This window comes from Agrobacterium tumefaciens, assembly GCF_013337285.1.
Taxonomy (GTDB): domain Bacteria; phylum Pseudomonadota; class Alphaproteobacteria; order Rhizobiales; family Rhizobiaceae; genus Agrobacterium; species Agrobacterium burrii.
In genome coordinates this window covers 751,958-778,868 of sequence record NZ_SUPW01000001.1, presented here as the reverse complement: position 1 = coordinate 778,868, position 26,911 = coordinate 751,958, and the positions used below count along the sequence as shown (strand labels likewise).

The 26,911-nt window shown below is 62.6% G+C and carries 28 protein-coding genes and 1 pseudogene; 22 read left to right on the top strand and 7 right to left on the bottom strand.

Annotated elements, in window-relative coordinates:
• Window positions 1-56: 56 nt before the first annotated feature.
• Window positions 57-1,775, bottom strand: a complete 1,719-nt coding sequence (locus FCH38_RS03750) for a glycoside hydrolase family 32 protein (RefSeq protein ID WP_149899026.1) — start codon at window positions 1,773-1,775, stop codon at window positions 57-59.
• 177 nt (window positions 1,776-1,952) lie between these two features.
• Between FCH38_RS03750 and FCH38_RS03745 the strand changes: the two genes are divergently transcribed.
• Window positions 1,953-3,413, top strand: coding sequence for a protein adenylyltransferase SelO family protein (locus FCH38_RS03745; RefSeq protein WP_174373129.1), 1,461 nt, complete (start codon window positions 1,953-1,955; stop codon window positions 3,411-3,413).
• A 205-nt stretch (window positions 3,414-3,618) separates the two neighbouring features.
• On the opposite strand, the gene FCH38_RS03740 is transcribed toward FCH38_RS03745, so the two are convergent.
• Window positions 3,619-4,719 (bottom strand): saccharopine dehydrogenase family protein, encoded by a 1,101-nt coding sequence (locus FCH38_RS03740; RefSeq protein WP_174372865.1) that lies wholly within the window; start codon window positions 4,717-4,719, stop codon window positions 3,619-3,621.
• 147 nt (window positions 4,720-4,866) lie between these two features.
• Here FCH38_RS03740 and FCH38_RS03735 point away from each other — a divergent pair, with 147 nt between their 5' ends.
• Window positions 4,867-5,298 carry an Lrp/AsnC family transcriptional regulator gene (locus tag FCH38_RS03735; protein WP_174372864.1) on the top strand — a complete coding sequence of 144 codons (432 nt, stop codon included), beginning with the start codon at window positions 4,867-4,869 and terminating at the stop codon, window positions 5,296-5,298.
• 189 nt (window positions 5,299-5,487) lie between these two features.
• On the opposite strand, the gene FCH38_RS03730 is transcribed toward FCH38_RS03735, so the two are convergent.
• Window positions 5,488-5,856, bottom strand: a complete 369-nt coding sequence (locus FCH38_RS03730; protein ID WP_153513408.1) for a winged helix-turn-helix transcriptional regulator — start codon at window positions 5,854-5,856, stop codon at window positions 5,488-5,490.
• Between the two features lie 143 nt (window positions 5,857-5,999).
• Between FCH38_RS03730 and FCH38_RS03725 the strand changes: the two genes are divergently transcribed.
• Complete coding sequence (locus FCH38_RS03725) at window positions 6,000-6,839, top strand: SDR family oxidoreductase (RefSeq protein WP_174372863.1); 840 nt, start codon at window positions 6,000-6,002, stop codon at window positions 6,837-6,839.
• Window positions 6,840-6,866: 27 nt separating this feature from the next.
• On the opposite strand, the gene FCH38_RS03720 is transcribed toward FCH38_RS03725, so the two are convergent.
• Complete coding sequence (locus FCH38_RS03720; RefSeq protein WP_174373128.1) at window positions 6,867-8,507, bottom strand: alpha/beta hydrolase; 1,641 nt, start codon at window positions 8,505-8,507, stop codon at window positions 6,867-6,869.
• A gap of 233 nt (window positions 8,508-8,740) precedes the next feature.
• Between FCH38_RS03720 and FCH38_RS03715 the strand changes: the two genes are divergently transcribed.
• The 11 genes from FCH38_RS03715 (at window position 8,741) to FCH38_RS03665 (ending at window position 17,467) form a co-directional block, all read left to right on the top strand.
• A complete protein-coding gene (locus FCH38_RS03715; protein ID WP_174372862.1) occupies window positions 8,741-9,268 on the top strand; it encodes a hypothetical protein in 528 nt (175 codons plus the stop codon).
• On the top strand, window positions 9,265-10,524 hold the full coding sequence (locus FCH38_RS03710; protein ID WP_174372861.1) for a DNA-packaging protein: 1,260 nt from the start codon (window positions 9,265-9,267) through the stop codon (window positions 10,522-10,524). Before FCH38_RS03715 ends, FCH38_RS03710 begins: the two co-directional genes overlap by 4 nt.
• Window positions 10,525-11,074: 550 nt before the next feature.
• Window positions 11,075-11,713, top strand: coding sequence for a hypothetical protein (locus FCH38_RS03705; protein WP_174372860.1), 639 nt, complete (start codon window positions 11,075-11,077; stop codon window positions 11,711-11,713).
• A 42-nt stretch (window positions 11,714-11,755) separates the two neighbouring features.
• Window positions 11,756-12,079 carry a Dabb family protein gene (locus tag FCH38_RS03700; protein ID WP_153513414.1) on the top strand — a complete coding sequence of 108 codons (324 nt, stop codon included), beginning with the start codon at window positions 11,756-11,758 and terminating at the stop codon, window positions 12,077-12,079.
• Between the two features lie 262 nt (window positions 12,080-12,341).
• Window positions 12,342-13,508, top strand: a complete 1,167-nt coding sequence (locus tag FCH38_RS03695) for a phage portal protein (protein ID WP_174372858.1) — start codon at window positions 12,342-12,344, stop codon at window positions 13,506-13,508.
• 196 nt (window positions 13,509-13,704) lie between these two features.
• Entirely contained in the window at window positions 13,705-14,025 is a 321-nt protein-coding gene (locus FCH38_RS03690) for a DUF6107 family protein (RefSeq protein WP_149898890.1), read from the top strand.
• A gap of 46 nt (window positions 14,026-14,071) precedes the next feature.
• Window positions 14,072-14,662, top strand: coding sequence for an HK97 family phage prohead protease (locus FCH38_RS03685; RefSeq protein WP_153513416.1), 591 nt, complete (start codon window positions 14,072-14,074; stop codon window positions 14,660-14,662).
• Window positions 14,663-14,699: 37 nt separating this feature from the next.
• Window positions 14,700-15,968: a phage major capsid protein gene (locus tag FCH38_RS03680; RefSeq protein WP_174372857.1), complete on the top strand. Its 1,269-nt coding sequence runs from the start codon at window positions 14,700-14,702 to the stop codon at window positions 15,966-15,968.
• Between the two features lie 198 nt (window positions 15,969-16,166).
• Window positions 16,167-16,736: a head-tail connector protein gene (locus tag FCH38_RS03675; RefSeq protein WP_174372856.1), complete on the top strand. Its 570-nt coding sequence runs from the start codon at window positions 16,167-16,169 to the stop codon at window positions 16,734-16,736.
• Window positions 16,737-16,739: 3 nt separating this feature from the next.
• The gene (locus tag FCH38_RS03670; RefSeq protein WP_174372855.1) at window positions 16,740-17,075 is read left to right on the top strand and encodes a phage head closure protein; all 336 of its coding nucleotides are present in this window, start codon (window positions 16,740-16,742) and stop codon (window positions 17,073-17,075) included.
• The gene (locus tag FCH38_RS03665; RefSeq protein ID WP_174372854.1) at window positions 17,072-17,467 is read left to right on the top strand and encodes a DUF3168 domain-containing protein; all 396 of its coding nucleotides are present in this window, start codon (window positions 17,072-17,074) and stop codon (window positions 17,465-17,467) included. The genes FCH38_RS03670 and FCH38_RS03665 overlap by 4 nt, the downstream gene beginning before the upstream one ends.
• Before the next feature lie 5 nt (window positions 17,468-17,472).
• On the opposite strand, the gene FCH38_RS03660 is transcribed toward FCH38_RS03665, so the two are convergent.
• Window positions 17,473-18,672 (bottom strand): MFS transporter, encoded by a 1,200-nt coding sequence (locus FCH38_RS03660; RefSeq protein WP_174372853.1) that lies wholly within the window; start codon window positions 18,670-18,672, stop codon window positions 17,473-17,475.
• A 92-nt stretch (window positions 18,673-18,764) separates the two neighbouring features.
• On the opposite strand from FCH38_RS03660, the gene FCH38_RS03655 reads away from it, so the two are divergent.
• The 3 genes and pseudogenes from FCH38_RS03655 to FCH38_RS03645 all read left to right on the top strand — a co-directional run.
• Window positions 18,765-19,172 (top strand): phage major tail protein, TP901-1 family, encoded by a 408-nt coding sequence (locus tag FCH38_RS03655; protein ID WP_174372852.1) that lies wholly within the window; start codon window positions 18,765-18,767, stop codon window positions 19,170-19,172.
• Entirely contained in the window at window positions 19,172-19,531 is a 360-nt protein-coding gene (locus tag FCH38_RS03650; protein WP_174372851.1) for a gene transfer agent family protein, read from the top strand. Before FCH38_RS03655 ends, FCH38_RS03650 begins: the two co-directional genes overlap by 1 nt.
• Window positions 19,528-19,740: pseudogene (locus FCH38_RS03645) on the top strand (rcc01693 family protein); the annotation flags it as partial. The gene FCH38_RS03650 and the pseudogene FCH38_RS03645, both read left to right, overlap by 4 nt.
• A gap of 5 nt (window positions 19,741-19,745) precedes the next feature.
• On the opposite strand, the gene FCH38_RS03640 reads toward FCH38_RS03645, so the two are convergent.
• Together FCH38_RS03640 and FCH38_RS03635 are read right to left on the bottom strand one after the other, a co-directional pair.
• Window positions 19,746-20,150 carry a DUF2442 domain-containing protein gene (locus FCH38_RS03640; protein ID WP_153513423.1) on the bottom strand — a complete coding sequence of 135 codons (405 nt, stop codon included), beginning with the start codon at window positions 20,148-20,150 and terminating at the stop codon, window positions 19,746-19,748.
• Complete coding sequence (locus FCH38_RS03635; protein WP_149898900.1) at window positions 20,143-20,370, bottom strand: DUF4160 domain-containing protein; 228 nt, start codon at window positions 20,368-20,370, stop codon at window positions 20,143-20,145. Before FCH38_RS03635 ends, FCH38_RS03640 begins: the two co-directional genes overlap by 8 nt.
• Window positions 20,371-20,483: 113 nt before the next feature.
• On the opposite strand from FCH38_RS03635, the gene FCH38_RS03630 reads away from it, so the two are divergent.
• The 5 genes from FCH38_RS03630 to FCH38_RS03610 are packed head-to-tail and all read left to right on the top strand — an operon-like array spanning window position 20,484 to window position 26,879.
• Entirely contained in the window at window positions 20,484-21,065 is a 582-nt protein-coding gene (locus FCH38_RS03630) for a phage tail tape measure protein (RefSeq protein ID WP_174372850.1), read from the top strand.
• A gap of 45 nt (window positions 21,066-21,110) precedes the next feature.
• Window positions 21,111-21,749 (top strand): phage distal tail protein, Rcc01695 family, encoded by a 639-nt coding sequence (locus FCH38_RS03625; RefSeq protein WP_174372849.1) that lies wholly within the window; start codon window positions 21,111-21,113, stop codon window positions 21,747-21,749.
• Window positions 21,746-22,630, top strand: a complete 885-nt coding sequence (locus FCH38_RS03620; protein WP_174372848.1) for a DUF2163 domain-containing protein — start codon at window positions 21,746-21,748, stop codon at window positions 22,628-22,630. The genes FCH38_RS03625 and FCH38_RS03620 overlap by 4 nt, the downstream gene beginning before the upstream one ends.
• Window positions 22,627-23,061 (top strand): NlpC/P60 family protein, encoded by a 435-nt coding sequence (locus FCH38_RS03615; RefSeq protein WP_174372847.1) that lies wholly within the window; start codon window positions 22,627-22,629, stop codon window positions 23,059-23,061. The genes FCH38_RS03620 and FCH38_RS03615 overlap by 4 nt, the downstream gene beginning before the upstream one ends.
• Before the next feature lie 17 nt (window positions 23,062-23,078).
• Entirely contained in the window at window positions 23,079-26,879 is a 3,801-nt protein-coding gene (locus FCH38_RS03610) for a baseplate multidomain protein megatron (protein ID WP_174372846.1), read from the top strand.
• Window positions 26,880-26,911: the final 32 nt, after the last annotated feature.

Sequence of the window (26,911 nt, the reverse complement as noted above, 5' to 3'; positions counted from 1 at the left end):
CGGGTTAGGCTCGGCTTTTGCTGGTCTATCAACCGCCATGTCCGCCAAAAGGTTCCTCAGGGTTTGAGCGCCCAGCTGGTCGCGTGTACCACCGCGCCGGGGGCCGCTTTCAGCAGCGCCGAACGCACGGGTTCGAAACCCTCAATGCGTTTTGTCCCCACATAGCGGCCACGGTTGGCAAAGACTTCGATGGAGCCGTAATCCAGAAAAATACGGATACGTGAGGCCCGTGCCCCCTTCGCGATATAATGCGGCGAAGGACCATCGCGACCGTCCTCGTGGCGGATCCACAAGCCCGTTTCATCGGAAACGAGACCAAGCGTGACCGTCGGATGATCGAGCGCCAGCTCGAACGGCGCGCCGGGCGAGGCGAACTCGATCAGAATTTCCACTGCGCCGTTGATGAATGTGACACGTTCCCCCGCCGCCAGCCGCGTGCGGTCGAGAATATGGCTGCGCAGGCTTTCCGCAGCGCCGATGGGCGGGGTCAGAAGCTCGCCATTGGCATAGTGAATCCGGCGCGGCAGCGTCATGGAGGTGGGGAAATCGATTTCGGGACTGGCATCCGCCCAATTGGCGAGCCAGCCGATACCGATAATGCTGTCACCATCCAGAAACGCCTGAAAGGCGTAATTATCGGTGCCGAAATCCAGTTCCTGACCGGATTCCTTGGTGAAGGCCTTGCCGTCAAACCAGCCGACATCGGCCATGGTCAGGTTCTTGCGGCCTGTCTCCGGGTCTTCCGAATGCATCAGCCCGTAGATCAGCACCCAGCGGGTGGAGCGGGCATTGGCCGGGCCGTCGAGCGGCAAAAGGCAGGGGCATTCGATCGCCGTAGTCTTGTAGCGCGTTTCCACCCACAACTTGCCGACATAGGTCCAGCCGGATGCGGCGGTGGGGTCCAGCGTCTCGTAAAGCAGAATGACGCCGCCACCATCGCTCTGGCTGCCGAGCAGCATTTTCCACAATCCATCGGGGCCGCGGAAGACGTAAGGGTCGCGGAAATCCGGCGTCAGCCCCTGTCCGTCCGGGCGGTGGCCCAGAATAACCTCTGCCTGCCCGGCCATGATGAGATCGGAGGAGGTGGCGGTGAGCTGGATCTGCTGCTCGGGAATGCGGTCCTGCACCTGTTCGGTGAAGAAGACGCGGATGCCAGTGCCTTCGACCAGCGGAATGGTGGAGCCGGAATAGGCCCCGCCGCGCTTGTCCGGCCGCGTCGTCAGATCCTCGGAGGGGAACAGAAAGATCGGCAGATGCCGCCAGCGCAGATAATCCGATGAGACGGCATGGCCCCAATGCATGGTGTTCCAGCGCAGCCCGTGCGAATAATGCTGGTAAAACAGATGTGGCCGGCCTTCGAAGCGGCCAAAGCCGTTCGGATCGTTCATCCAGCCAAAGGGTGGGCGGAAGTGATAGCTGCCCGGCAACTCGGGGGCGGCATTATCAGGTTTGCTGTGGACGACGGTGATGCCGGTTTCCAGCACATCCGAGGCGGTGAACCAGTAGATGACGGAAACGGCTGTCGTCACGGTGTCGTAGCTGAGTTCCACATGGCCGCCGCCGAACACCTGATAGATTCGAAAACCGAACTCTTCGGTGTTGACGCTTGAAACCTCAGCGAATTTTCCATTTTGGTTGGAGAAGGACACAGCACCCGGTTCGGCCGGTTTTTTCGCCTTCAGCCAGACATGGAAGGTGGCGTTGACGGGCAGATCGGTGTGAATGGTGCGGATGGCGCTTTCCGATACTTCCGTCACGGTTTCAACGACGCTCATTGCTGTTCCTTTCATTTCGGCATTCTGCGGGTCAAGCATAGGAACGATGATGGCGCTGGAAAGTTCATTGCGCAAAATACAATGAGTGGCGCTATAGGCACGGTGTGACGGCATTTATCACTCGCATCTGCGGTCTTGCCGCCCCATATAAAGGCAAAAGCAGGGAGTTTATCCGTGATCAGATTCGACAATTCCTATGCCCGCCTGCCGGAACGGTTCAGCGCCGCCGTGCTTCCGACGCCGGTGAAAGCGCCGCGCCTCATCGCCTTTAATCGCAAGCTTGCAGACGAACTCCTTCTGGATGTTTCCGGCCTTGACGATGAAAGGCTGGCGGCGATCTTTTCCGGCAATGTCGTGCCGCAGGGGGCAGAGCCGCTGGCCATGGCCTATGCCGGCCACCAGTTCGGCGGCTTCGTGCCGCAGCTGGGCGATGGCCGCGCCATTCTTCTCGGCGAAGTGATCGACAAAAACGGCAAAAGGCGGGATATCCAGTTGAAAGGCTCCGGCCCGACGCCGTTTTCGCGCAGGGGAGACGGCCGCGCCGCCCTCGGCCCGGTGCTGCGGGAATATATTGTCTCGGAAGCCATGTATGCGCTTGGCATTCCCGCCACGCGGGCCTTGGCGGCGGTCCTCAGCGGCGAAAGGGTGCAGCGCGAAGTGGGCCTGCCGGGCGGCGTTTTCACCCGCGTCGCGGCGAGCCACATCCGTGTCGGCACTTTCCAGTTCTTCGCCGCGCGCGAGGATGACGAGGCGATCAGGAACCTCGCCGACTACGTGATCGACCGGCACTATCCCGAGGCGAAAACCGCCGACAATCCTTACCTCGCTTTGTTGCGCGGCATCGCTGAAAGGCAATGCGACCTCATCGCCCGCTGGATGATGGTGGGCTTCATCCACGGCGTGATGAACACCGACAATATGGCCGTCTCTGGCGAGACCATCGATTTCGGCCCCTGCGCTTTCCTCGATGAATATCATCCCAACAAGGTGTTTTCCTCCATCGATGCGCAGGGCCGTTACGCCTACAACAACCAGCCGGGCATCGCCCAATGGAACATCGCCCGGCTGGCGGAATGCCTGTTGCCGCTTCTTGACCCTGAGGTGGAGAAGGCCGCCGAACGCGCCAACGCCGTGCTGGCCGATTTCGCCGCAGCCTTTCCCAAACGCTGGCTGGCCGGAATGCGCGAAAAACTCGGCCTGACGCTGGAGGAAGAGGGCGATATCGATCTCGTACAGGCGCTTCTTGGGCTGATGCAGGCATCGGAAGCGGATTATACTTTGACCTTCCGGCGTCTTTCCCACGCGGCAAATGGCGATGCTGAACCGTTTCGCGGCATGTTCATCGATATTGCCGGGGCGGATGAATTTCTGGCCCGCTGGCGGGAACGCGCCGGTCGCGAAGATATTTCCGATGCTGACAGGTCCGGTGCAATGTTGTCAGTCAATCCGGCCGTCATCCCGCGCAACCACCGCATCGAGGAATTGATCGAGGCGGCGGTGGAGGATGATGATTTTGAGCCCTTCCACGCGATGCTGACGGCAATTGCGACGCCCTTCGAGGAGCGGCCGGACAATTTTGTCTATATGCAGCCGCCGATGAGCCATGAGCGGGTGTTTCGGACGTTTTGCGGGACTTAATCTTTGCGCCGCTCCGCAATGTCGGAGCGAGCGTGTGCGTCTTTCGTCTTCTCCCCGCCGGGGAGAAGGTCGCGGCAGCGGGTTGAGGGGGCTGGCTCGCCGAAATCCGGCAACCGTGCCCCCTCATCCGACCCTTCGGGCCACCTTCTCCCCGCCGGGGAGAAGAAACCAGCGGCAACGCTGCGCCCTATAAAATATTAGCTCTTCACCCAACCCGGGCGAGCGGCTCATGTGTGCCATAATACCGCCCAAACCGGTTTTCGAGGAATTTCGGCAGCGCCACTTCTTCCTGCCGCACGAAGCCCTTCTGCGGCAAGGCACCTTCGGCCAGAAGGTCGAGAACCGTGCAGATGCCGGCGGCGGTGGTGATCTGGATGGCGCTCATCATCCGGCCGGAAACCGGGCCGGCATAGACCTTGTTGGCATAGGTTTCCTGCAGGAAGCGGCCATTGCGCGTACCGCAGACGGTGACGAAGACGATGACCACATCCTGCATGGTGCCGGGCAGGGCGTTTTCGAACAGGTCCTTCAGCACATCGCGGCGGTTGCGCAGGTTGAGGTCGTTCAACAGCGCCTTCATGATCGCCACATGGCCGGGATAACGGATGGTACGGTAATTCATCGTCCGCACCTTGCCTTCCAGCGTGGCGCACAGGGTGCCGAGGCCGCCCGAGGTGTTGAAGGCCTCATAGGTAACGCCGTCGAGCGAAAATTCCTCACGCTCTTCCAGCGCCGGAACGGCGGTCAGGCGGCCTTCGACGATCGCCTCACACGGCTCGATATATTCGTTGATCAGCCCGTCCGTGCTCCAGGTGAGGTTGTAGTTGAGCGCGTTGGACGGATATTGCGGCAGCGCCCCGACGCGCATGCGCACGCTGTCCAGCTTGTCGAAGCGGGCGGCGAGATCGGCAGCGACGATGGAAATAAAGCCGGGCGCGAGGCCGCATTGCGGAATGAGTGCGGTTTCAGCCGTTTCCGCCAAGGCTTTGACCTTGCGGGTGGATTCGACGTCTTCGGTGAGATCGAGATAGTGGGTGCCGACGGCGACAGCCGCCTCTGCAATACCCGCCGTCAGGTGGAAGGGGGCGGCGGAAAGCACGGCGAATTTGCCCTTCAGCAGTGCCTCCATGGCTGGACGGTCGGTGATGTCGACGATCTCGGTATCGACCCGCTCATGCGCCGGCACGTTGGCCAGCTGGTCGGCCGAGCGATCGGCAACCGTGATGCGATAATCGCCTGTTGCGGCCAGCATCCAGGCGATGGCTGAACCGATATTGCCCGCGCCGATGACGACAATGTTTTTCATGTTTTTGTTCCCCGCAGTAAATTCGCATGCCTTTGCGCAACGAATGCGCCTCAAAGACAGAATGCCAGCTTTTATTGACGATTCGCAGCTTCACTATGTACAGATAGCGGTCTATTATTGAGCAGTTAGACGACAGGATTGATCACTATGACGATTGCCGACAAGGACCGGGCGCTGCTGGCCCTGCTTTCCGAAAATGCCCGCATGCCGGTGGCGGAACTGGCACGCAAACTCGGCCTTTCCCGCACCACCGTGCAGGCGCGCATCGAGCGACTGGAGGCTGACGGCGTAATCGCCGGTTATGGCCTGCGGCTTTCGGAAAGCTATCTTTCCGGGCTGGTGCGCGCCCATGTGCTGATTACCATCGCACCCAAGGCGCTGCCCGGCGTGACGGCCGCACTTGCCGCCATCAAGGAGGTGACGACGCTGCATTCGGTGAGCGGCACATTTGACCTGATTGCGATTCTGGCCGCCCCTTCGATTCTCGATCTCGACCGTTTGATCGACGGCATCGGTGCCTTGGATGGCGTGGAGCGCACGCTGTCGTCGATCATTCTTTCGACGCGGATTTCGCGGTAGGGGGTGGGAGTGCGGCAGGCGCGGAAGACGGTTATTCCGGACGCTCTCTCCTTCCTCATCCCTGTGCTTGTCACAGGGATCCAGCCGACGCGCGTCTGCGCGGCGGGAAGAGTCTTTTCAGCCCAAGGACTTGGGCTGGCTGGATTCCTGTGACGAGCACAGGAATGAGGTGAACGGCAGTTCCCTTGCCTAAGCCGCAGCCTTCTCGTCATAAGCCCGCTGCGCCGCCATCACCGCATCGATATTACCCTCGGCCCAATGGGCAAGCGCCGCCACCGTGTCGGTCAGCGTCCGCCCCAGCGGCGTCAGCGAATATTCGACCGTGACCGGAACCGTTGGAAAGGCCTGCCGGGAGATCAGCCCGTCACGTTCGAGCTTCTTCAGCGTCTGCGACAGGACCTTTTGCGAAATGCCCTTGATCTCGCGCCGCAGCAGGTTGAAGCGCACGGGATCGCGCCGCAGCTTGTCGAGGATCAACAGCGCCCATTTGTCGGCGATCCTGTCCAGTACCATACGTGTCGGGCAGCGGTCCTCATAAACGTCATAGATCTTCGCCATCGATTTCACCCTGTTGTTTCAAGGCCATGCCGGTTTCCGCAAGGAAACCAGATAACCGAAAAGTGCTCTCTTTTCATGATTTCGAAAACGCAGTACCTCTATTTCCGAAACATGGTTTCCATTAGATACTAAGGATATTTGAGATGACAGGCAAGATACTCGTAATCGGTTCCACCGGCACCATCGGCACGCCGCTGGTCAAGGCACTCGTGGCAAAGGGCGAAAGCGTGAAGGCTGCCTCGCGCAGCGGCAAGGCGGCGGACGGCGCGGAAGGGGTGCGCTTCGATTATACCGATGCCTCGACTTACGCCGATGCATTCGACGGCGTGGACCGGCTCTTCCTGATCCTGGCGGGCGGGCGTCTGGACGCCATCGACGCGCTGACGCCCGTTGTCGAGGAGGCCGCTCGTCGCAAGGTGAAGATCGTCTTCCTCAGCGTCCTCGGTGTCGATGCCGACGATTCCATTCCCTATCGCCAGATCGAACTGAAGATCATTGCGTCGGGTACGCCTTACGTCATCCTGCGCCCCAACTGGTTTGCCGATAATTTTCACAGCTACTGGAAGGCCGGAATTGAACATGGCGAGATTGCCGTGCCGGCCGGCGAGGGCAAGTCGAGCTTCATCGACGTGCGCGATATCGCCGACAGTGCAGCTGCCGCGCTGACCTCTGACGCCTTTAATGGCAAGGCCTTCAACCTGACCGGGCCGAAGGCCTTCGGTTACGGCGAGGCAGCCGCGGTGATTTCACAGGCGATCGGCAAGCCGGTCTCGTATGCTGCCGTCTCGGATGAGGTCTTCATCGGCATCCTCACCGGTGCGGGCGTGCCGAAAGATTACGCCTCTTTCCTCGCCTCGATCTTTTATCCCGTGCGTGAAGGCTGGACAGCAGTAGTGACCGGCGATGTTGAGACCCTGACCGGCCATGCGCCGCGTTCGCTGGAAACCTATGTGGCCGACCATCTGGACGCGCTGAAAGGCTGACGCCGGCAAGCGATACGCCCGCCGCGTTCACGCCGGATCGGTTGAGCCGCGGCGGGCCTTGAAAAACATCTTCAGCCGCTGGATGTCCTCGGCGCTCCAGCCCTCCGGTTGGGTCACCTCCGTCCATGCATCGATATAATGTTCCGGCGCATAGACATGGCCGTAACCGATCGGCGCCGTGGTGGCGGAGGCGACATCGAGGCCGAGCTGCAGCAGCGTCACTACCGGAAACCAGCGGAAGGACGTGGAAACATCCGGCCCGTGATGTGCCATCCACTCTGGACGCCGATAGAGCGAAGCGGTTTCGAAGAAGGTGATCGGGTCGCTCGCATATTGCAGATAAACGATCCGCATCGGCCCCCATTTCGCATCAGGCATATGGGCGGTGGTATATTGGTTGGCAAAACGGATGACGGAGGAATCGCGGAAACGCGGCAGCCATTCCGGCGTGCCCTCAACCCGCCCATTGGTGGCCATGCGCCACGTGGGGCTGGAGAACGGCGGGCCGCTCCACAGCGCGCCCTGGAAGGGATCGGAGAGCACATCGTAAAGATCGGAGGATTTCTGCGAATTGAGCGAGCCAAGGCTCAACCCATGCAGATAAAGCTTCGGCCGGGTTTCCTTCGGCAAGGTGGTCCAATAGGCGTAGACGGCCTGAAACAGCGCCCGCGCCGTTTCCACGCCGTAGTCAGGTTCGGTCAGCAGCGCGATCCAGCTGGAAAGATAGGAATATTGCACGGCGACGCTGGCGATGTCGCCATCATGCAGATATTCGACCGTATCCAGCGCTTCCGGGTCGATCCAGCCGGTGCCGGTGGGGATGACGACCAGCAGCACCTTGCGCTCGAAACCGCCGACCCGCTTCAGTTCCTCCAGCGCCAGTTTGGCTCTTGCTTCGGGTGTCGCGGCCGAATTCAGGCCGGCATAGACCCGGAGCGGTTCGCTGGCCGGACGATGGGTGAAGGCGGAAATTTCCTGAGCCTGCGGCCCGCCGGCCACGAATTCCCGCCCGCGACGGCCGAGCGATTCCCATGTCATCAGCGACGCACTGCTGCCGGTCTTGAGGGCATCGGACGGGCGCGGCACGTCAGGCTCGATCAGCGCATCCACCTGTTTCAGCGAGGAATCGGCAAATTTCAGGCCGATATCGAAGATCAGGCCATTGAGCAGCATCCATGACAGCACGATGGCAGCGGCAATGCCGAGAACATTGGCGAGCCGGCGCGGCAGGAAGTGCCGGCTGCGCGCGGCAAAAAACCGGCGGATAAGCTGGAAAAGCCGACCGGCGCCAATGAGCACGGCGGCGACCAGCACCGCGATACCGCCGGTCTTGGTGGGATGGGCGCTGGGCAGCGGATCGAGTTCCATCAGCACGCGGATGGAATTCTGCCAGTCTTTCGCCTGCCACAAAAACGCAATCGCCGTGATGGCGGCGGCAAGCGCGATGAGAAAACGAATGCCGCGCACGTTATGTCGTGAGGGTTCGGGCAATTCCAGATAGGCCCAGACGGCGTGCAGCGCGACGCCGATCAGATAGCCGATGGCAAAGGAAAACCCGCACAGCACACCCTGCATCAGCCATGTGCGCGGCAGAAGCGAGGGTGTGAGCGAAGCGCAGAACAGGACCGTGCCGAAGACGATGCCGGTTGCCGAAAGACCCGCAAACAACCGCCCAACCCATTGTTTCACCAACTTGACTTGCCCCTTCTGCTCACTGCCTGACGCGGAGTGTAATATGCGGCGGGCGAGGGTGCAAATTCTGTTGGCAGGATAAAAATCATTAAAATAGGAAAATAATCCTTTACAGCGTGACGGTGGTTTGGTAGTGTTTGGCTACAGTCGGAGATTTGCGGCTGACGGAGGGTTTTTACCCTTCACCTCATTTCTCGCAGGCCAATCCCATGACGATGTCTCAAAATTGCGACCCGACGCTTTACGGCGTCTGGCCGGATGCGCCTGCCTCCGCGGATGAGGACACGCCGGAAGCCGCACCCGAGACGAAGTCGCGGGCCGACAGGCTGGCCGCCGAAGATGCGGCGCGCAACGGCAACCTGCGGCAGCTGCTGAACGAACTCACGGTGGAGATGCGCGAGCAGTTTTGCCTGTACCGAAACCTGCGACAGGCGAGCGAAGCGGCATTTCTGTCGACGGTGGAGGATGCTTCGGGCAAGCAGGCGCGTGCTGATGTGAAGGCTGCGACGGATCAGCTTTCGCTGATCGTCCGCACGCTGGAACGGATTGACGCCCTGCAACGCGTGCTGGCGGAAGAGAGGGAAGCTCTTTCCGCTGAGGACGAAACCGGTGCCGAGGATTATGAAGCGGCAGTGGCGCATTTCCTCAAACGCATCGACGAACTGGCCGAACAGAAATGCCGTGCGAGGCTGGAGGCCGATCTGGCCGCCGGCGCATCGGCGGACGCTGATACATGACGCAGCCTTCATCCAATCCCCGCCTGCAGGATCAGGTCTTCGCCCTTTCGCGCGACTGGCGTTTTCTCGGTAACCTGCCGCAGCAACCGCCAGAGGGCGACTGGCGGACATGGCTGTTGATCGGCGGGCGCGGTTCCGGCAAGACACGCGCCGGGGCCGAGTGGGTCCACAGGATTGCTTCCGCCGGCAAACAATCGGATTTGCGCATTGCGCTGGTGGCGGAAACGCTGGGTGACGCCCGCGAAGTGATGATTGACGGCATTTCCGGCATCTGCCGCATCGCCCGCCGTCGCCGCCCCGCTTTCGAAGTCACGCGTCGCAGGCTCCTCTGGCCGAATGGTGCGATGGCGCAGGTGTTCTCCTCGGAAGACCCCGAAAGCCTGCGCGGTCCGCAATTCCACATGGCCTGGGCGGATGAGTTGGGAAAATGGAAATATCCGCAGGAAACCTGGGACATGCTGCAATTCGGCCTGCGTCTGGGCGAAGCACCGCGGCAACTGGTGACCACGACGCCGCGGCCCATTCCGCTGTTGAAGGCGCTGCTGGCCGATCCTTCGACCCGGGTTGCACGGATGCCGACCGCCATGAATGCGCAGAACCTGTCGCCCGGTTTCCTGAAGGCCATGCAGGACCGTTATGGCGGCACGCGGCTGGGGCGTCAGGAAATCGGCGGCGAGTTGATCGACGAACGCGAGGGCGCATTGTGGAAACGCGCCGATCTGGAAGCAATTGTTGAGGAGGCGCATGAGCCGCTCTCGCGGATCGTGGTGGCGGTCGATCCGCCCGCCGGTGCTGGTGAAAATTCCTGCTGCGGCATCGTCGTTGCGGGGCTTGGCATATCAGGCAAACTGGTGGTGCTTGCGGATTGTTCGGTGGAAGGCGAAACGCCGGCCGGCTGGGCACGCGCCGTGGTCGCCGCCTTCCGCCGCCACGAGGCTGACCGGGTGGTGGCCGAGGTCAATCAGGGCGGGGAGATGGTGCGGGCGATGCTGCAAAGCGTGGACGCCGACCTGCCGCTCACTCTGGTGCGGGCCAGCCGAGGAAAATTCACCCGCGCCGAGCCGGTCGCCGCACTTTACGAGCAGGGCAGGGTGCGCCACGCGGCGCGGTTTGAAAAGCTGGAGGACCAGATGACTGATTTCGGACCGGACGGCCTGTCATCCGGTCGCTCGCCCGACCGGCTGGATGCACTTGTGTGGGCGATAACGGCGCTGACCACGATGGTGGTGAATGAGCCGAGAGTGCGGGGGATGTGAGCCGGGCGATTTTCAGCCCCGCGAATGAGAGCGGGTTGGCATTCGCGCGAGCGCTCACCGCTTGTTTCTTCTCCCCGAGGGGGAGAAGGTCGCGGCAGCGGGAGGAGGGGGCGACGGTAGAGATATTCGGAGAGGTTGCCCCCTCATCTGACCCTTCGGGCCATCTTCTCCCCGGCGGGGAGAAGAAATTTTCGGCGCCGTATCCGCCCCTATCCGGGCGTCGGACAAGTCTTACTTCTTCGGAGATTGCGCCGGTTTCGGCTGGGAGCCGGTTTCGCGCATCTGGCGCCATTCGTTTTCGAGACGGTCATAAACGGTCTGGGGGATTGTCGCTGTCATGGTGGCATTCCTCCTTGAATTGTTAACGCGGCTGGATTGCGCGGTGAGTGGAGTTAGCGCGCCAAGGCTCCGGAATTCAAGGAATTTTTTACCCCAAAACCGCGGCCTGCGGATTAAAATCGATTAAGGTTTTTTCAAATCGATTTAGTCCTGACGGCCGTCATGTGGAAAAACCGGGCGTCGTATCGCCTCTCATTTTCAGGAGCCGGCTATGGCCTTTGACGAGGCGCGATTCTTCGCGTCGGTGCGCGTTTCGATCTTTGGCGGCCGCCTGCGTGCCGCGCAACTTGCGGGGACGAAGACGATACTTGCCGGATGTGCAAAGGCCGTGCCGCAAAGCGATGCACGCTGGCTGGCCTATATGCTGGCGACCAGCTTTCACGAAACGGCTGCCACCATGCAGCCGGTGCGCGAGACCCTGGCGGCAAGCGATGCGGAGGCGATTGCGCGGCTGGATAGCGCCTTTACCGCCGGCCGCCTGCCGAGGGTGCGCAAACCCTACTGGCAATGTGACGCGGATGGAAAAAGCTGGCTGGGGCGAGGCTTCGTGCAACTGACACATCGCCGCAACTACGAGGCCATGTCGGCCCTGACGGGCATAGACCTGGTGGAACGGCCCGAAAGAGCCATGGAAACGGAGGTGGCGACAGCCATCCTGATCCACGGCATGATCGCCGGCAGCTTCACCGGCCGCCGGCTTGCCGATTTCTTCGGCGCGCAGCGGGAGGACTGGGAGGGTGCACGCGCCATCATCAATGGCAGCGACCGGGCGCGGCTTGTGGCTGGCCACGCACGCGCATTTCATCGCGCCCTCGTCGCGGCGCGGATTGAACAGGTGCTGGCCAGATGATAACCCCTTATGCGCGGGCCGAAAGCCGCATCCTAATTTTGCATGACAGGTGACACCGTGATCCGCCATATCGTTTTTTTCACCGTTCCCGAGGAAAACCGCGACGCCGTGCGCAAGGGGCTTTCCGGCCTCACCGCGATACCGCATTCGCTGACGCTGGAAATCGGTGAGAACGTGAAGAAGGACCAATGGGGCAACTCGGTCGATTTCATCGTTTACGGCGAGTTTGAAAACGAGGCGGCGCTGGCGGCTTACAAGGCCGACCCCGCCTATGATCTTTCCACTCGCACGGTGAAGCCGCTGCGCGAGACCCGCGTCGCCGCCGATTTCAATAGCGATACGGCGGTGAAGGCACCCATCCGGTAAACATCTCATTTCGCCGAATTCAGCGTGATGGCACTTGCTCCCTAACACCCGACGTCATCCTTGGGCTTGTCCCAAGGATCCAATCACGTCTCGTAGAATCGAGACGTTGCAGATGCTCGGGACAGGCCCGAGCATGACGGAAGAGAGCCTTCGGGATTTATCAACAATCTGAGGAACGCGGAGCGCCCCTTTCCTGCAGGTGAACCTGGGACGCTCTTATCCCGGATGCGACGCCACGCGGCATCAAAACGAGGACAACTCCATGCGATTTCCATTTTCCCTGCCGTGGCTGCGCCCGGCGGATGGCAAAGCCGTGCCCGAAAGCAAAATGACGGCGGGCGGCTTCATGGCTATGGCGACGCAGGGCGGGCAGGCCTTCTGGTCCGGTCGGTCCTATGCCGCACTTGCCCGCGAAGGTTTCATGAAAAACCCGGTTGCCCACCGCGCCGCCCGCATGGTGGCGGAAGCGGCCGCATCGGTGAACTGGCTGCTTTATGATGGTGACGAGGAAATCGGCGATCATCCGCTGCTGGCGCTCCTGACAAAGCCGGGCGCGCATATGGGCGGGCCGGATTTTTTCGAGGCGCTGTATGGTCACCTGATGCTGGCCGGAAATGCCTATGTCGAACCGCTGACAGTCGGCGGGCGGTTGCGCGAACTGCATCTGCTGCGGCCGGATCGGGTGAGCATCGTCGAAGGCGCGGATGGCTGGCCTGTGGCTTATGACTACCGCGCCGAAGGTCGCGCGTCGCGCCGCATCGCCGCCGAGCGCGACGGGCTGGGGCTGCTGCATCTGAAACTTTTCCATCCGCTGGATGACCGGGCGGGTTTTGCGCCGCTGGCTTCTGCCGGTGCCGCGCTTGATCTGCACAATGCCGCAAGCCACTGGAACAAGCGCCTGCTCGACAATTCCGCCCGGCCTTCGGGTGCGCTGGTCTACCAGCCGAAGGAGGGTGGTAATCTTTCCACCGAGCAATATGAACGGCTGAAGCGCGAGCTGGAGGAGGGGTATCAGGGCGCGATGAATGCCGGCCGCCCGCTGCTTCTGGAAGGCGGGCTGGACTGGAAGGCCATGGGCCTTTCGCCGCGCGACATGGATTTTCTGGAAGCCCGCAACGGCGCGGCGCGCGATATCGCGCTGGCGCTCGGCGTGCCGCCGATGCTGATCGGCATTCCCGGCGACAATACCTATGCCAATTACCAGGAGGCGAACCGCGCCTTTTATCGCCTCACCGTGCTGCCGCTCGTCAACCGCACGGCGGCAAGGTTGTGCGGCTGGCTCGCGCCGGTCTTCGGTTCCGGTCTGCGTCTGGAGCCGGATCTCGACAAGATCGCCGGGCTTGCCGGTGAGCGGGATGCGCTTTGGAGCCGCATCGGCGCGGCGTCGTTTCTGAGCGACGAGGAAAAACGCGAAGCCGTCGGTTACTGATCGCGCCGAAGGGTGGATCGGCGCTGAACCTCGCCTGCTGAACCATTTTCTGAAGTGGCGGATTCTCTTTGTGAGGCTTTCCGCCGAAGCTTCTCCGAAGACTCGAGAAATCACCCATCGCAGGCGCGCAAACAGCGCCTGCGGGCGACGCGGTGCGTTCGCCCGATTGCAACATCCTAAAGCGGAATGATTACCCATGTCTGAATTCGCCAATGAGGCCGGTATCTGGGCCGCCCGCATCACCGGCGCCGTTGCGGGTGCCGGCGTGTCGCTTGTCTATCTGCTGCCGAAAAGCAAACGTGAAGCCGCGAGCCGTTTCATCACCGGGGTGTCCTGCGGCATGATCTTCGGCGGGCCGATCGGCCTGTGGATCGTGCAGCAGCTCGATATTGCCGGTGCGCTTTCCGGCCGGGAAATCATGGTGGCGGGCTCCGCCGCAGCCAGCATGATGGCCTGGTGGGGGCTGGGCGTGATGGTGCGCGTGGCAAGCCACTACGGCACACGCCCGCGCCGCTGAGCCCGCGCCGCAAGGCGGCTTCGTTTCCACATCGCAGGAGTTCCCCATGCACGCCTATCGCGGGCCGCGTCCCGCCACGCGCAAATTCGCCAGTCTGGAACTGCGCGGCATCGCCGGCGACGGCACCTTTTCCGGTTATGCCAGCGTCTTCGGCGAGGTCGATCTCGGTCACGACGTGATCGAGCGCGGCGCTTTCCGCCGCTCCATCGAGGAACGGGGAGCGGCCGGCATCCGTATGCTCTACCAGCACGATCCGGCTGAACCCATCGGCGCCTGGCGCACCATCCGTGAGGACGAGCGCGGGCTTTATGTCGAGGGCGTTCTGGCCCCCGGCGTCGCGCGCTCCCGCGAGGTGCATTCGCTGATGAAGACCGGCGCGCTGGACGGGCTGTCGATCGGTTTTCGAACCGTTCGCTCGGGCAAGGAAGCGCGTTCCGGCAAGGCGGGGCGTTCCGGCGTGCGGCGCATTCTCGAGGCTGATCTCTGGGAAATCTCGGTCGTGACCTTTCCGATGTTGCCGTCCGCGCGCGTCTCGGATGTCAAACACGCCCGCTTCTTCCGCGACCGCGAAACCGAACTGGTGCGCACCATGCGCCGCGCGGCGCGCTCGCTGTTCGGCACCGCCTTCAAACGCTGACTTTCCGACAAACACTTCCGACAACAAGGATGGCGACATGACAGACCAGATGACCAAACCGGCCGCAATGACCGTTGCGCCGCAGGTAAAAGCCGTGCCCGATACGATGACCGCGGCCTTCGACGAGTTCATGGAGGCTTTCGAGGCTTTTCGCGACACCAATGATCAACGGCTCAATGACATCGAACGCAAGATGGGCGCTGATGTCGTGACCCGCGACAAGCTGGACCGTATCGACAGGGCGCTCGACGATAACAGGAGGATCATGGACGATCTGGCGCTCAAAAAGGCGCGGCCTGCGCTTGGCCGCAAGGATGCGCTCTCGCATGATACCGAAGAACATAAGGCTGCCTTCGAGGCTTATATTCGCCGGGGTGAGGAGGGCGCGCTGCGCGATCTGGAGGCCAAGGCCTTTGCGGGATCGAGCGGCACGGATGGCGGCTTTCTCCTGCCGACCGAGACGGATGGCGAGATTGGCCGGCGCATGACGGCGATTTCGCCGATCCGGGCGCTGGCCACCGTGCGGCAGGTGTCCACGGCCGTGCTGAAGAAACCCTTCTCTGCGGGCGGTCTTGCCACCGGCTGGGTCGCCGAAACCGCGGCCCGCCCCGAAACGGCGACGCCGAAGCTGTCTGAGCTTTCTTTCCCGACCATGGAACTCTATGCCATGCCGGCCGCCACCCAGGGCCTGCTGGATGACGCGGCGGTTGATGTCGAGGCATGGATCGCATCAGAGGTGGATATCGCCTTTGCCGAACAGGAGGCTGCCGCTTTCATCGTCGGTGACGGCGTCAACAAACCGAAGGGTTTCCTCTCCTATACGGCCATTGCCAATGACAGCTGGAGCTGGGGCAATATCGGTTATGTCGCGACAGGCGTTTCGGCCGGCTTCGCCTCCGCCGGGCCGATGGATGTGCTTCTGGATGCCGTTTATGGCCTGAAGGCCGGCCACCGCCAGAACGGTACTTTCCTTCTGAACCGCAAGACGCAAGCGGCGCTGCGCCGTTTCAAGGATACGACCGGCGCCTATCTCTGGCATCCGCCCGCCGCCGCCGGCCAACCCGCCTCGCTGATGGGCTTTCCGGTGACGGAGGCGGAAGACATGCCGAATGTCGCGGCGAACAGCTTCGCCATCGCTTTCGGAGATTTCCGCTCCGGTTATCTCGTCGTCGACCGCACCGGCGTGCGCATCCTGCGCGATCCCTATTCGGCCAAACCCTACGTGTTGTTCTACACCACCAAACGTGTGGGCGGCGGCGTACAGAATTTCGAGGCGATCAAGCTGGTGAAATTCGGGGTGAATTGAACCTCGAGTTTGCCGCTCGTTTCTTCTCCCCGCACGGGGAGAAGGTGGCCCGAAGGGTCGGATGAGGGGGCAACGCCAGCGATTGACCGCACCCTCGCCCCCTCATCCCGCTGCCGCGGACTTCTCCCCCACGGGGAGAAGAATTCATTGCACCCGCTCGCTCATCCAGCCTGCAATTGCCGTCATCCCGGAGACCCCATGACCTACGCCCTCATAAATCCACCGCAGACGGAGCCGCTGACGCTTGCCGAGGTCAAGGCGCATTTGCGTCTCGACAACGGTGACGAAGACGCGCTTCTGACCACGCTGATCCGCACCGCCCGTGAGCATCTGGAGCGCACCACCGGCCTTTGCCTGCTGCGTCAGACCTGGCGGCTTTATCTCGACCGATGGCCGCAAACAGGCGTGATTCTGATTGGCAAGGGACCGGTGCAAACCATCGAAACGATTCTGGTTTTCGGCAGTGACGGGCGCGAGACCAATATCACCGCCGCCGATAAATTACTCGACGGCACAGCGCGTCCGGCGCGCCTGTGGCTGCGCGATCCGCCAACCCCCGGACGAGCGATGAACGGTATCGAAATTGACTTCATCGCCGGTTTCGGCGAGGCCGGAACTGATGTGCCCGACACGCTGAAGCGCGCCATGCTGATGCATGTGGCCCAGATGTTCGCCTTTCGCGGCGCGGTTGCTTCTGAAAACCAGCCGGCGGCGGTTCCGGCCGGTTATGAGCGGCTGGTGTCGCCCTTCTGCCGTGTGGGTCTTTGAGCTATGAACCTGGTTTTTCTCGATCCCGGCAAGCTGACGGCGCGGCTGGAACTGGAAGGGCGCATCGAGACGCCGGACGGGCAGGGCGGTGCGGCCGAAAACTGGAGTGTCCTGCGCTCGCTTTGGGCGGCGATTGAGCCCGTTTCGGACACGTCCCACGAACGGGCCTCGGCCGAGGGTGTGACGATCACCCACCGCGTCTGGCTGATGTGGCGCAGCGACATCGCCGCCGGCATGCGTTTCCGCAAAGGCCGACGCATTTTGGCGATCCGCACCGTGATGGATCCGGACGAGACCGGCCGCTTCATCGTCTGCCGTTGTGAGGAGGAGCTCCCATGAGCGCCGCGAATGCCCTTTTGAAAGCGATTTTCGCCAGGTTGACCGGCGATGCGGCCCTGATAGCACTGACATCAGGCGGCATCGTCGACCGGCTTTTGCCGCGTGCGCTTCTGCCCGCAATCGTCATCGGCGAACTTGAAAGCCGCGACTATTCGACGGCGACGGAAAAGGCCGAGGAGCATTTCCTGTCGCTGGAAATCTGGAGTGACGCCGGCGGCCGCAAACGGGCGAGTGAAATCGTGGAAAGGGTGAAAACCCTGCTCGACGATGCCCCGCTTCCCCTTGCTGGTGTCACGCTGGTCAATCTGCAACTCCGTTCCTGCCGCTCGCGGCGTGAACCGAAGTCGCGGAATTTCATCGCGGATATGCGCTTCAGGGCGGTGACGGAATAGTTTTTTCAGGAAGTCTGCCTGCGCACGGTCTTCCACAGGACGATCAATAGCAGAAACGAAATGCCGATCAGCGCAGCTGCGATGGTCAACATGGCCGCGACCCCGCCACGATCCAGCGCCAGCGTGAAGATAACGGGCGCAAAGGCAATCGCAAGGTTCTGCGGCAGCGAGATACGTGCGGCCTGCAGGCCATATTGCTCCGGGGAAAACACCGCCAGCGGCAACACGGCGCGGCTGACGGTGAGCACGCCCGCGCCGAAGCCGAAGAAAACGATGAAGCTGATGAAGGCGGGCATGGCCGGAGCAAAGGCGAGCAACAGCAGCAGGGACAGGAACAGCAGACAGAGGCCGATCATGGCTGTGACGAAGGGGTTGCCGTGTTTGCCAAGCAGGAAATCCAGCCCGCGCGCCGTAATCGCAAGAACGCTGCGCACAGATGCCAGCTGCACGGCCAGCGATTGTGATGCGCCGGCGTTGACCAGGAGCAGGGGCAGCAGCGGAGACAGGCCGAACGTCGTAAACGCGCTGATCGTCGTCATTGCCGCCAGCAGCAGAAAGGCGCGTCGCGTATCGACCGGTGAGGGTGCAATCGCAGCCGCTTCCTGCGGCGTCACGGCTTTGCGGACCGGCCGGCCGGGAAGAACGAAGAGGTAGAGAGGCAGAAGCAGGAAGAGCTGCAGACAGGCATAACCGATGAGCGTGCCGCGCCAGCCGAAATGTTCGGCGGCAAGCGTGGTGAGCGGCAGGAAAAATGCCGCCGAAAGCCCGGTAAACAGCATCAGCAGCGTCAGCAACCGGCCGCTTTCCGCGCCGACACGCTCCACCACCGCCGCATGGGCCGCCGTCGTCAGGCCGCAGGTGGCGGCAAATCCGATGACGGCCCAGCCGAGCAAATAACTGATCACGCCGCCCGCAAAGGCGAGCACGACAAAACCCGCCGTGAAAAGCAACGAACCCGCCACAAGGACGGGCGCTGCGCCGTGGCGCACGAGCGTTCTTCCCAGAAGCGGGCCGCAGAGCGCGCTGATCGTCATCATGACGGTGAGGCCGGCAAACACCACCTCGTTGGCGATGGCCAGCTCCTGCCCGATCCGTGGGCCGAGCACGGCCAGCATGTCGAAACCGCTGCCCCAGCTGATGATCTGCCCAACCGCAAGCACGCCGATAAGGCGCGCGCGGGACGGGAAGGGGGTGGCTTCAGACATGATGGAAATCAGGGGTGCGAGATGCGGGGGAATTATTTGGTAGCAGGCCAATAGCGACCCGGCAACATCAATCGAGGCCAAAGGAGAACACCATGGTGGCGCAGAAGGGCAAGGACCTGCTGCTGAAGATCAACAATGCCGGTGCCTATGTGACCGTGGCGGGGCTGAGAACCAAGCGGCTGGCCTTCAATGCGCAGGCCGTCGATATAACCGACGGAGAAAGTGCGGGGCGCTGGCGCGAGCTTCTGGCCGGTGCGGGCGTGCAGCGGGCATCGCTGACGGCATCCGGCATCTTCAAGGATGTAGCGAGCGATGCGCTGGTGCGCGGCGCATTTTTTGCCGGCGCCATTCCGGGCTGGCAGATCGTCATCCCGGATTTCGGCACCATTACCGGGCCGTTCCAGATCGTCGCGCTCGAATATTCCGGCCGTCACGATGGCGAGGTGCAATTCGAGATCGCGCTGGAATCCGCCGGTCTCCTTAACTTCGGAGCGCTGTGATGCCGCAAGGATTACGCTACGGGCGGGCGAACCGCCATCGCGGTGAGATCGAGGCGCTGATCGACGGCGAAAGGCGCATTCTGTGCCTGACGCTCGGAGCGCTGGCCGAACTCGAAACCGCCTTTCAGGCCGACGACCTGACGGCGCTCGCCGAACGTTTCGCCAGCGGCCGCATGAAGGCCGCCGATATGATCCGGGTGATCGGTGCGGGCCTGCGCGGCGCGGGCAATGTGTTTTCCGATGAGGATGTGGCCGCCGCAACCGTGGAAGGCGGCATCGCCGGCCACGCCGCCATCATCGCCGACCTTCTGACCGCCACCTTTGCCGGCCCGAAAGGAGAAACACAGCCGGACCCTTAAGCGCCGCAGCAGGCGAGGCGACGCCGCGCCCTTTCCCCTGGGAGACGGTGATCCACGCCGGATTCTGCCTGCTGCGGCTTTCTTCCGAAACCTTCTGGCGGCTGACGCCAAGGGAATTCTTCGCGATGACCGGCGGCGTGCGTGCTGGTTCCGGCAGCCCCGATCGTCGGGCGATAGAGGCGATGATGCGGCGGTTTCCGGATGGGTGACGGTGTCAGGGCATTTTTCGCGGACGGCCACCCTTCGCACCGTTGGCGCGGCTGGCGGCGGCCTTGGCCGGGGAGCGGGATTGCCCGCCCTTGCGCTGGGCTTCCATGAAAGCGCGGCTGCCGAAAATGCCGTTCATAAGCCCGCTGATCGTATAATCCGCATCGAGGCTTTCCCAATGCAGGCCGGTCTCGCCGAGGAGCTCGACCTCGGCCAGCTGTTCCGGCGTGGCGTTCTCCAAGCCCTCCAGCGCGTGGGCTGGAAACATGAAACAGGCGCCATTGGTGAAATCGACAATGACCCGGGCCGATGCCGCATCGAAACGCACGGCAACCGGAACAGGACGTTCCGCGTGTTCCTGCCGCCAGCGCTCCTTGGCGGCCGCAAGTTCGGCATCGCTGACCTCAACCATGATATTTTCTCCACGTTTCAAGAAAAAGCGTCCGGTTTTCTTCGATCACTGCAACCGCGCGCCGTACATCCCTGTCCGACATGCCGCCCTGCGTCATGACGGTAAGGGTTACGAGATCGATACGGGCTTCACCCTCTCCGTAGACATGCGCATGCGGCGGCTCGTGATCGGCCGTGTAGATGACGAAACGCATGCCATGCTGCCGCAGAACCGTGACCATGAGAACCATAACCCAACAAGCTGGGTTTTTAAAGAACATTGATTGAAGCAGCCGGTTTTTGAAAGCTGTTTCAGCAGCATGCATTCCCCAGTTGAATCAGAAAGGCAAGCGGGATGGCAGGTGATGCATCGATGGCGGAGAACCGCCAGGAGGCGGAAGCGCTGGTGAACGTGATGGGCGATCTCGAGCGGCGGTCCGAGCGGTTCGGGGCGGCGCTGACGTCGGCCCTGCAAGCGGCGACGACGGGCGGCAAGGGGCTGGACGAGGTGCTGCGCGGGCTTGGAGAACGCCTGTCGGGCATTGCGCTTTCCGCCGGGTTGAAGCCGCTGGAGAATATGATCGGCAATGCCGTCGGCGGGCTTTTGAACGGTGGCGGCTCCCTGTTTGCCTTTGCCGATGGCGGGGTGCCGGGGCGCAGCATCACGCCTTTTGCCGATGGTGGCGTGGTTTCCAGCCCTGCCTTTTTTCCGATGGGCGGCGGGCTGGGCCTGATGGGCGAGGCGGGTGCGGAAGCCATCCTGCCGCTGAAACGTGGCTCGGATGGCGCTTTGGGGGTGGCAGCACCGGCGGGCGGGGGTGGCGCGCAGATCGTCTTCAACGTGACGGCCACCGATGCGGCGAGTTTTAGAAAAAGCGAAGGCCAGATCGCCGCCATGCTGGCGCGCAGCGTCGGGCGCGGCCAGCGCGGATTGTGACGCACCGACCTTTCAACACAGCAAAAAGATTCGTGGAACAACGACATGGCGGCATTTCATGAAGTGCAGTTTCCGCTGCGATTGGCGCTCGGCGTCAGCGGCGGGCCGGTGCGGCGAACCGATATCGTCAATCTCTCTAATGGCCGCGAGAACCGCAACCAGCGCTGGAAGAATGCCAGACGCGCCTATGATGCGGGATCCGGCATCCGCTCCGTCGCCGATCTCTATGAGGTGCTCGCCTTTTTCGAGGCGCGGCGCGGCGAGCTTTACGGCTTTCGGTTTCGCGATCCGGTGGATTTCAAATCCTGCCCGCCGGGCGAAGCGCCCGCCGTGACCGATCAGAGGATCGGCACCGGCGATGGCGCAACAGCTCAGTTTCCGCTGGTGAAAACCTATGCGGATGCGGGTGGCTCCTTCACGCGGCAGGTGGAGAAGCCGGTCGAAGGTTCGGTTGTCGTGTCAGTCGAGGGCGTGCGTGTCCCGCCTGCGGATATGTCGGTCGATCATGCCACCGGCATGGTGACGTTTCGCGCCGGCAAGGTGCCGCCGGCCGGCGCGGTGATCCGGGCGGGTTTTGAATTCGACGTGCCGGTGCGCTTCGCGATCGATCGCATCGACGTCAACCTCACCGCTTTCGAGGCGGGCCGTATTCCCTCCATTCCACTGATGGAAATCCTGCCATGAAGACTATCCCTCCAGGCCTTGCCACGCATCTGAAGGGCGATGCGACGACTACCTGCCATTGCTGGAAGGTGACGCTGAAGGAGGGCGCTGTGATCGGTTTTACCGACCACGACGAGACACTCTCTTTCGCCGGCACGGACTACCTCGCCGCCAGCGGTTTCGGGGCGAGCGACAGCGACAGTGAAACCGGGCTGGGTGCCAGTGCCGGTGAGGTGGCGGGCGGTTTTTCCAGCGAGGCGATTTCGGAAAGCGATCTGGCCGCCGGGCGTTTCGATGGCGCACGGGTGGAGCTTTACCTCGTCAACTGGCAGGCGCCGGATGAGCATGTGCTGCTTTCCATGCGTGAGATCGGCGAGGTGACGCGGGCGGGCGGGGCGTTTCGCGCCGAGTTGCGCAGCCTCGCCCATCGCCTCGGTCAGCCGCAGGGCAGAATCTATGGGCGTCGCTGCGATGCCGCACTTGGCGACCGGCGCTGCGGCATCGACCTTTCGCGGTTCACCGGCAATGGCCGCGTGACGGTGGTGGATGCGGCGGGCAACCTGCTGGTCTCGGGGCTTGACGCTTTCAACGACGGTTTCTTCAGCCGGGGAAAGTTGCGGTTTCTCAGCGGTGCACTCGCCGGCAAGAGTTTTGACCTCGATGGCCATGCGCGCCGCGACGGCGGCACGATTCTGTCCTTCTGGCTGGTGCCGGAACAGATGCCATCGCCCGGAGACGGATTTTCTGTCACCGCCGGCTGCGACAAGAGTTTTGCCACCTGCAAGGCGAAATTCGCTAATCACCTGAATTTCAGGGGCTTTCCGCATCTGCCGGGAGCGGATTTCGCCTATTCCTACGCCAGTGGCGGCCAGACCCATGATGGCAGGGCACTGTTTCCATGAGCGATACCGGAGAAAAAGTGCTGGCGCTGGCGCAGTGTTGGATCGGTACGTCCTACCGGCATCAGGCCTCGTTAAAGGGCGTCGGCTGCGATTGCCTCGGCCTCGTCAGGGGCATCTGGCGTGAACTTTACGGTGGGGAGCCGGAATTGCTGCCGCCCTATGCGCCTGATTGGGCCGAACGTGGCGGTGAAGACCGGCTGATGGTGGCGGCGAAGCGCCACTTTCTGCCGGTGCCTGACATGGAAGAGGCAAGGCCGGGAGACCTCTTGCTGTTCCGCTGGCGGGCCGATGCGGCGGCCAAACATCTCGGCATCGTCGCCGGGCTGCAGCATTTCATCCATGCCTATGAGCAAGCGGCGGTGGTGCGTTCCGCGCTGGTGCCGGGCTGGAAGCGGCGCATCGCCGGCTCCTTCCGTTTTCCCGATCCCTGAAATTTTTCGAGGCAAGCATGGCGACCATAGTTTTTCAGGCGGCGGGCGCGGCCCTTGGCAGTTTTTTCGGCCCCATCGGCGCCATCATCGGCCAGGCGGCCGGTGCGCTGGCCGGCAATGCTGTCGATCGGGCTTTGCTTTCGAACGGGCGCACCGTATCCGGCACGCGGCTTTCGACGGCGCGCATTCCGGGGGCGGATGAGGGGGCGGCCATCAACCGGCTTTACGGCACGGCGAGGATTGGCGGCACGCTGATCTGGGCGACGCGTTTCGAGGAAAGCGTCGAGGTCGAGCGGCGCGGCGGCAAGGGCAATCGCGGCCCGAAGGTGGAGACTTTTCGCTATTTCGCCAATCTCGCCATCGGCCTCTGCGAAGGCGAAGCGGCTATGGTGCGGCGTGTCTGGGCCGATGGGCGGGAAGTTGATCTGACCGGCATCGAGATGCGTTTTTACCCCGGCAGCGAGACGCAATTGCCTGATCCGCTGATCGAAGCAAAGCAGGGAAGCGGCAATGCGCCGGCCTTTCGCGGGCTGGCCTATGTGGTTTTTGAGCGACTGCCGCTCGATGGTTATGGCAATCGCATTCCACTGATGCAGTTCGAAGTCTTGCGGCCGGTCGGCAAGCTCGAAAAATCCATCCGCGCCATCACCATCATTCCGGGCGCAACGGAGCATGGTTATGCAACAGTGCAGGTTTCGGAAACGACCGGCATGGGGCAAAGCCGCATCATGAACCGCAACGGCTTGACCGCTGCCACCGACTGGCAGGCGGCCATCGACGAGTTGCAGGCGCTTTGCCCCAACCTGCAAAGTGTGGCGCTGGTGGTCAGCTGGTTAGGCACGGATATGCGGGCGGGCGAATGCCGCATCCTGCCCGGCGTGGAAGTGGCAGGCCGCGATGGAGAAACCGCGCCATGGTCCGTCGCCGGGCTTTCGCGCGGGGTGGCGCATCTGGTCAGCCATCACGGCGGCGGCCCGGCCTATGGCGGCACGCCGGACGATCAAAGCGTGCTGCAGGCGATAGCGGACCTCAGGGCGCGGGGGCTGAAGGTCTGCCTTTATCCCTTCGTGATGATGGATGTGCCCGCCGGTAACAGCTTGGCCGACCCCTATGGCAAAGGCGAACAGGACGCCTATGGCTGGCGCGGGCGCATCACCTGTTTTCCCGCACCCGGCAGAGCCGGTTCTCCAGACCGCAGCGCCGGCGCGCGGCGGGAGGTTTTGGCCTTCTGCCATCGCACCGAGGGTTATCGTCGCATGGTGCTGCATTATGCGGCGCTTGTGGCCAAGGCGGGCGGCGTGGATGCCTTTCTGATCGGCTCGGAACTGCGCGGGCTGACGGGCCTGCGCGACCAGAATGATGCATTTCCTTTCGTGGAGGAGCTGGTGCGGCTGGCGGGGGATGTGCGCGCCGTTGTCGGACCGGCGGTGAAACTGACCTATGCGGCGGACTGGAGCGAATATTTCGGTTACCAGCCGGCAGATGGTTCGGGCGATGTGTTCTTCCATCTCGATCCGCTCTGGGCGAGCCGCGATATCGACGCCATCGGCATCGACAATTACATGCCGCTGTCCGACTGGCGCGACGAGGATGCCGCAAACGGCAATCCTGATGGCATGAGCGGCCCGGATGATGCTTCCGCCTTCCGCCGCGCCATCACGGCAGGTGAGGGCTTCGACTGGTATTATGCCAGCGACGCGGACCGTGCGGCGCGGCGGCGCACGACCATCACTGATGGACTAAAGGGCAAGCCATGGGTGTTCCGCTACAAGGACATCGGCAACTGGTGGGGAAACCGCCACTACGACCGGGTGCGGGGTGTGGAAAAATCGACACCCACCGCATGGGTGCCTGGCTCGAAACCGATCTGGATCACCGAACTCGGTTGCCCGGCGGTGGACAAGAGCGCGACGCGCCCGAATGTCTTTCCCGATCCGAAATCAGCGGAAAACGCCTTTCCGTATTTCTCCCGCCGACACCGGGCCGACAGCCAGCAGCGGCGGTTTCTGGAAGCGCATCTTGACCATTGGGGTCAAGGCGATGCGGCGATGGTGGATGAAAACCGTGTCTATCTATGGACCTGGGATGCGCGGCCCTTTCCCGCCTTTCCGCAGAATGGTGCGGTGTGGAGCGATGGCGGCAACTGGCGCACCGGCCATTGGCTGAACGGCCGGTTGGGGACAGTGACGCTTGCCGATACCATTACCGAAATCCTGACCGACCACGGCTTTGACGCTTTCGATGTCTCCGCCGTCAGCGGCGACATGACCGGTTATGTCCAGGGCGATGTGACCTCGGCGCGCGCCCTGCTGGAGCCGCTGATGGCCGCGTTTCAGGTGGATGTGGCGGAGGATGGCGGAACCCTTTGCTTCCGTTCCCGCAACACGGCGGTTTTGCCCGTCCGCGATATTTCCGTGCTTGCCGATCTCGATAGTGAGCCGCTGTGGTCGGAAAATCGCGGTCATGACAGCGATTTTGCCGCGGAAGCCGTGTTGACCTCGTTTAACCCAGCGTTGGACTACGAGCAGGCAAGTGCGCGTTCCCGCCGCATCGACAATGCCGGCAGCCGCGTGATGCGGCTAGACCTCAACGTCGCCTTGCCGGCGGAAACGGCGGAAACCGCTGTCGAGGCGGTGCTGCGGGACAACCGTCAGGCACGGCGCACAGTGCGTTTTGCCCTGCCACCTGCCGATATCGCCCTTGAGCCCGGTGATTGCATCCGTTTGCCGGAGAACGCCTTTCCGCAGGCTCCGGCAGGTCGGTTTCTGGTCAGCCGGATTGAAGATGGCGCTATGAGGCAAGTGGAGGCGCGTGCTTTTTCCGCTGCGTTTTCGGTTTTTGCGGGTGCGGCGGATGAGCGACGCGCCGGCGGCATAAGCGGTACCGAGGGCTTTGCCCCGGAAGTACTGTTTCTCGACCTGCCGCACCATGATGGTGTCGCTGCGGAGCATTCGGCGCGGATTACCGTTTTCGCAAGGCCATGGCGGCCGATCCTCGTTTCCGCATCCTCGGGCACGGAAGGTTACCGGCAGCGCGCCGTGCTCGACCAGCCGGCGATGATCGGCACGCTGGCAATGCCGCTTAAGCCCGGCCCCTCTGGCCGCTTCGATCGGGGGAATGCCATCCTGATCGATCTGCCCTATGGCGGGCTTGCCTCGGCGCTGGAGTTTGCAGTGCTGAACGGTGAGAGCCGCATCGCCATCAAGGCTGCAAACGGCGTCTGGGAAATCATCGCCTTCGCAAAAGCCGAGGAAATCGCGCCCTTGCGCTGGCGGCTCTCGGTCCTTCTGCGCGGGCTGGCGGGCACGGAAGATGCGATGCTGGTGGGCGCGCCCGCAGGTGCACCGGCGGTGATGCTGGACGCCGCGGTGCAGCCGCTCGGCCTTGCTCTCGGTGAGCGCGGACGCCGCCTGAACTGGATGGTCGAGGCAGCGGGAAAGGCGAGCGCTTCGGCCGGGCCTTTCGCATTCGAGGGTGGATTGCGGGCGCAGACGCCGCTTGCGCCGGTGCATCTTTCCGGCGAGCGGAAAAGCGATGGCGTTCTGATCAAATGGAAACGGCGTGGCCGGATGGAGGCCGATGGCTGGGATGCGAGCGACATCCCGCTGGACGAGCCTTTCGAGCGCTATCGCGTCGAGGTGCTGGAGGGAGAAGCCGTCAAACGAATGGCGGAGGTGTCCGAACCCCTCTGGTTTTACCCTGTCGCCGCCGAACTCACAGATTTCCCGGTCCTGCGGGATCACATTTCCGTGCGTGTCCGTCAGCTCGGCCGCGCGGTGCCTCTGGGAGTGGTGGCGCAGGCCCTTCTCCCGCTCTGATAACTGCCTGAAAAACAACGCAAAGGATGAGA

What these genes read in the sequence shown, in the direction of transcription:
- FCH38_RS03700 (WP_153513414.1), top strand. Translation starts at nt 11,756, where the DNA reads ATGACAGGTGACACCGTGATCCGCCATATCGTTTTTTTCACCGTTCCC.
- FCH38_RS03650 (WP_174372851.1), top strand. Translation starts at nt 19,172, where the DNA reads ATGCCGCAAGGATTACGCTACGGGCGGGCGAACCGCCATCGCGGTGAG.
- FCH38_RS03750 (WP_149899026.1), bottom strand. Translation starts at nt 1,775, where the DNA reads ATGAGCGTCGTTGAAACCGTGACGGAAGTATCGGAAAGCGCCATCCGC.
- FCH38_RS03705 (WP_174372860.1), top strand. Translation starts at nt 11,075, where the DNA reads ATGGCCTTTGACGAGGCGCGATTCTTCGCGTCGGTGCGCGTTTCGATC.
- FCH38_RS03735 (WP_174372864.1), top strand. Translation starts at nt 4,867, where the DNA reads ATGACGATTGCCGACAAGGACCGGGCGCTGCTGGCCCTGCTTTCCGAA.
- FCH38_RS03625 (WP_174372849.1), top strand. Translation starts at nt 21,111, where the DNA reads ATGGCGGCATTTCATGAAGTGCAGTTTCCGCTGCGATTGGCGCTCGGC.
- FCH38_RS03670 (WP_174372855.1), top strand. Translation starts at nt 16,740, where the DNA reads ATGAACCTGGTTTTTCTCGATCCCGGCAAGCTGACGGCGCGGCTGGAA.
- FCH38_RS03615 (WP_174372847.1), top strand. Translation starts at nt 22,627, where the DNA reads ATGAGCGATACCGGAGAAAAAGTGCTGGCGCTGGCGCAGTGTTGGATC.
- FCH38_RS03665 (WP_174372854.1), top strand. Translation starts at nt 17,072, where the DNA reads ATGAGCGCCGCGAATGCCCTTTTGAAAGCGATTTTCGCCAGGTTGACC.
- FCH38_RS03655 (WP_174372852.1), top strand. Translation starts at nt 18,765, where the DNA reads ATGGTGGCGCAGAAGGGCAAGGACCTGCTGCTGAAGATCAACAATGCC.
- FCH38_RS03690 (WP_149898890.1), top strand. Translation starts at nt 13,705, where the DNA reads ATGTCTGAATTCGCCAATGAGGCCGGTATCTGGGCCGCCCGCATCACC.
- FCH38_RS03725 (WP_174372863.1), top strand. Translation starts at nt 6,000, where the DNA reads ATGACAGGCAAGATACTCGTAATCGGTTCCACCGGCACCATCGGCACG.
- FCH38_RS03685 (WP_153513416.1), top strand. Translation starts at nt 14,072, where the DNA reads ATGCACGCCTATCGCGGGCCGCGTCCCGCCACGCGCAAATTCGCCAGT.
- FCH38_RS03710 (WP_174372861.1), top strand. Translation starts at nt 9,265, where the DNA reads ATGACGCAGCCTTCATCCAATCCCCGCCTGCAGGATCAGGTCTTCGCC.
- FCH38_RS03635 (WP_149898900.1), bottom strand. Translation starts at nt 20,370, where the DNA reads ATGGTCACGGTTCTGCGGCAGCATGGCATGCGTTTCGTCATCTACACG.
- FCH38_RS03675 (WP_174372856.1), top strand. Translation starts at nt 16,167, where the DNA reads ATGACCTACGCCCTCATAAATCCACCGCAGACGGAGCCGCTGACGCTT.
- FCH38_RS03660 (WP_174372853.1), bottom strand. Translation starts at nt 18,672, where the DNA reads ATGTCTGAAGCCACCCCCTTCCCGTCCCGCGCGCGCCTTATCGGCGTG.
- FCH38_RS03630 (WP_174372850.1), top strand. Translation starts at nt 20,484, where the DNA reads ATGGCAGGTGATGCATCGATGGCGGAGAACCGCCAGGAGGCGGAAGCG.
- FCH38_RS03620 (WP_174372848.1), top strand. Translation starts at nt 21,746, where the DNA reads ATGAAGACTATCCCTCCAGGCCTTGCCACGCATCTGAAGGGCGATGCG.
- FCH38_RS03715 (WP_174372862.1), top strand. Translation starts at nt 8,741, where the DNA reads ATGACGATGTCTCAAAATTGCGACCCGACGCTTTACGGCGTCTGGCCG.
- FCH38_RS03740 (WP_174372865.1), bottom strand. Translation starts at nt 4,719, where the DNA reads ATGAAAAACATTGTCGTCATCGGCGCGGGCAATATCGGTTCAGCCATC.
- FCH38_RS03640 (WP_153513423.1), bottom strand. Translation starts at nt 20,150, where the DNA reads ATGGTTGAGGTCAGCGATGCCGAACTTGCGGCCGCCAAGGAGCGCTGG.
- FCH38_RS03680 (WP_174372857.1), top strand. Translation starts at nt 14,700, where the DNA reads ATGACAGACCAGATGACCAAACCGGCCGCAATGACCGTTGCGCCGCAG.
- FCH38_RS03695 (WP_174372858.1), top strand. Translation starts at nt 12,342, where the DNA reads ATGCGATTTCCATTTTCCCTGCCGTGGCTGCGCCCGGCGGATGGCAAA.
- FCH38_RS03730 (WP_153513408.1), bottom strand. Translation starts at nt 5,856, where the DNA reads ATGGCGAAGATCTATGACGTTTATGAGGACCGCTGCCCGACACGTATG.
- FCH38_RS03610 (WP_174372846.1), top strand. Translation starts at nt 23,079, where the DNA reads ATGGCGACCATAGTTTTTCAGGCGGCGGGCGCGGCCCTTGGCAGTTTT.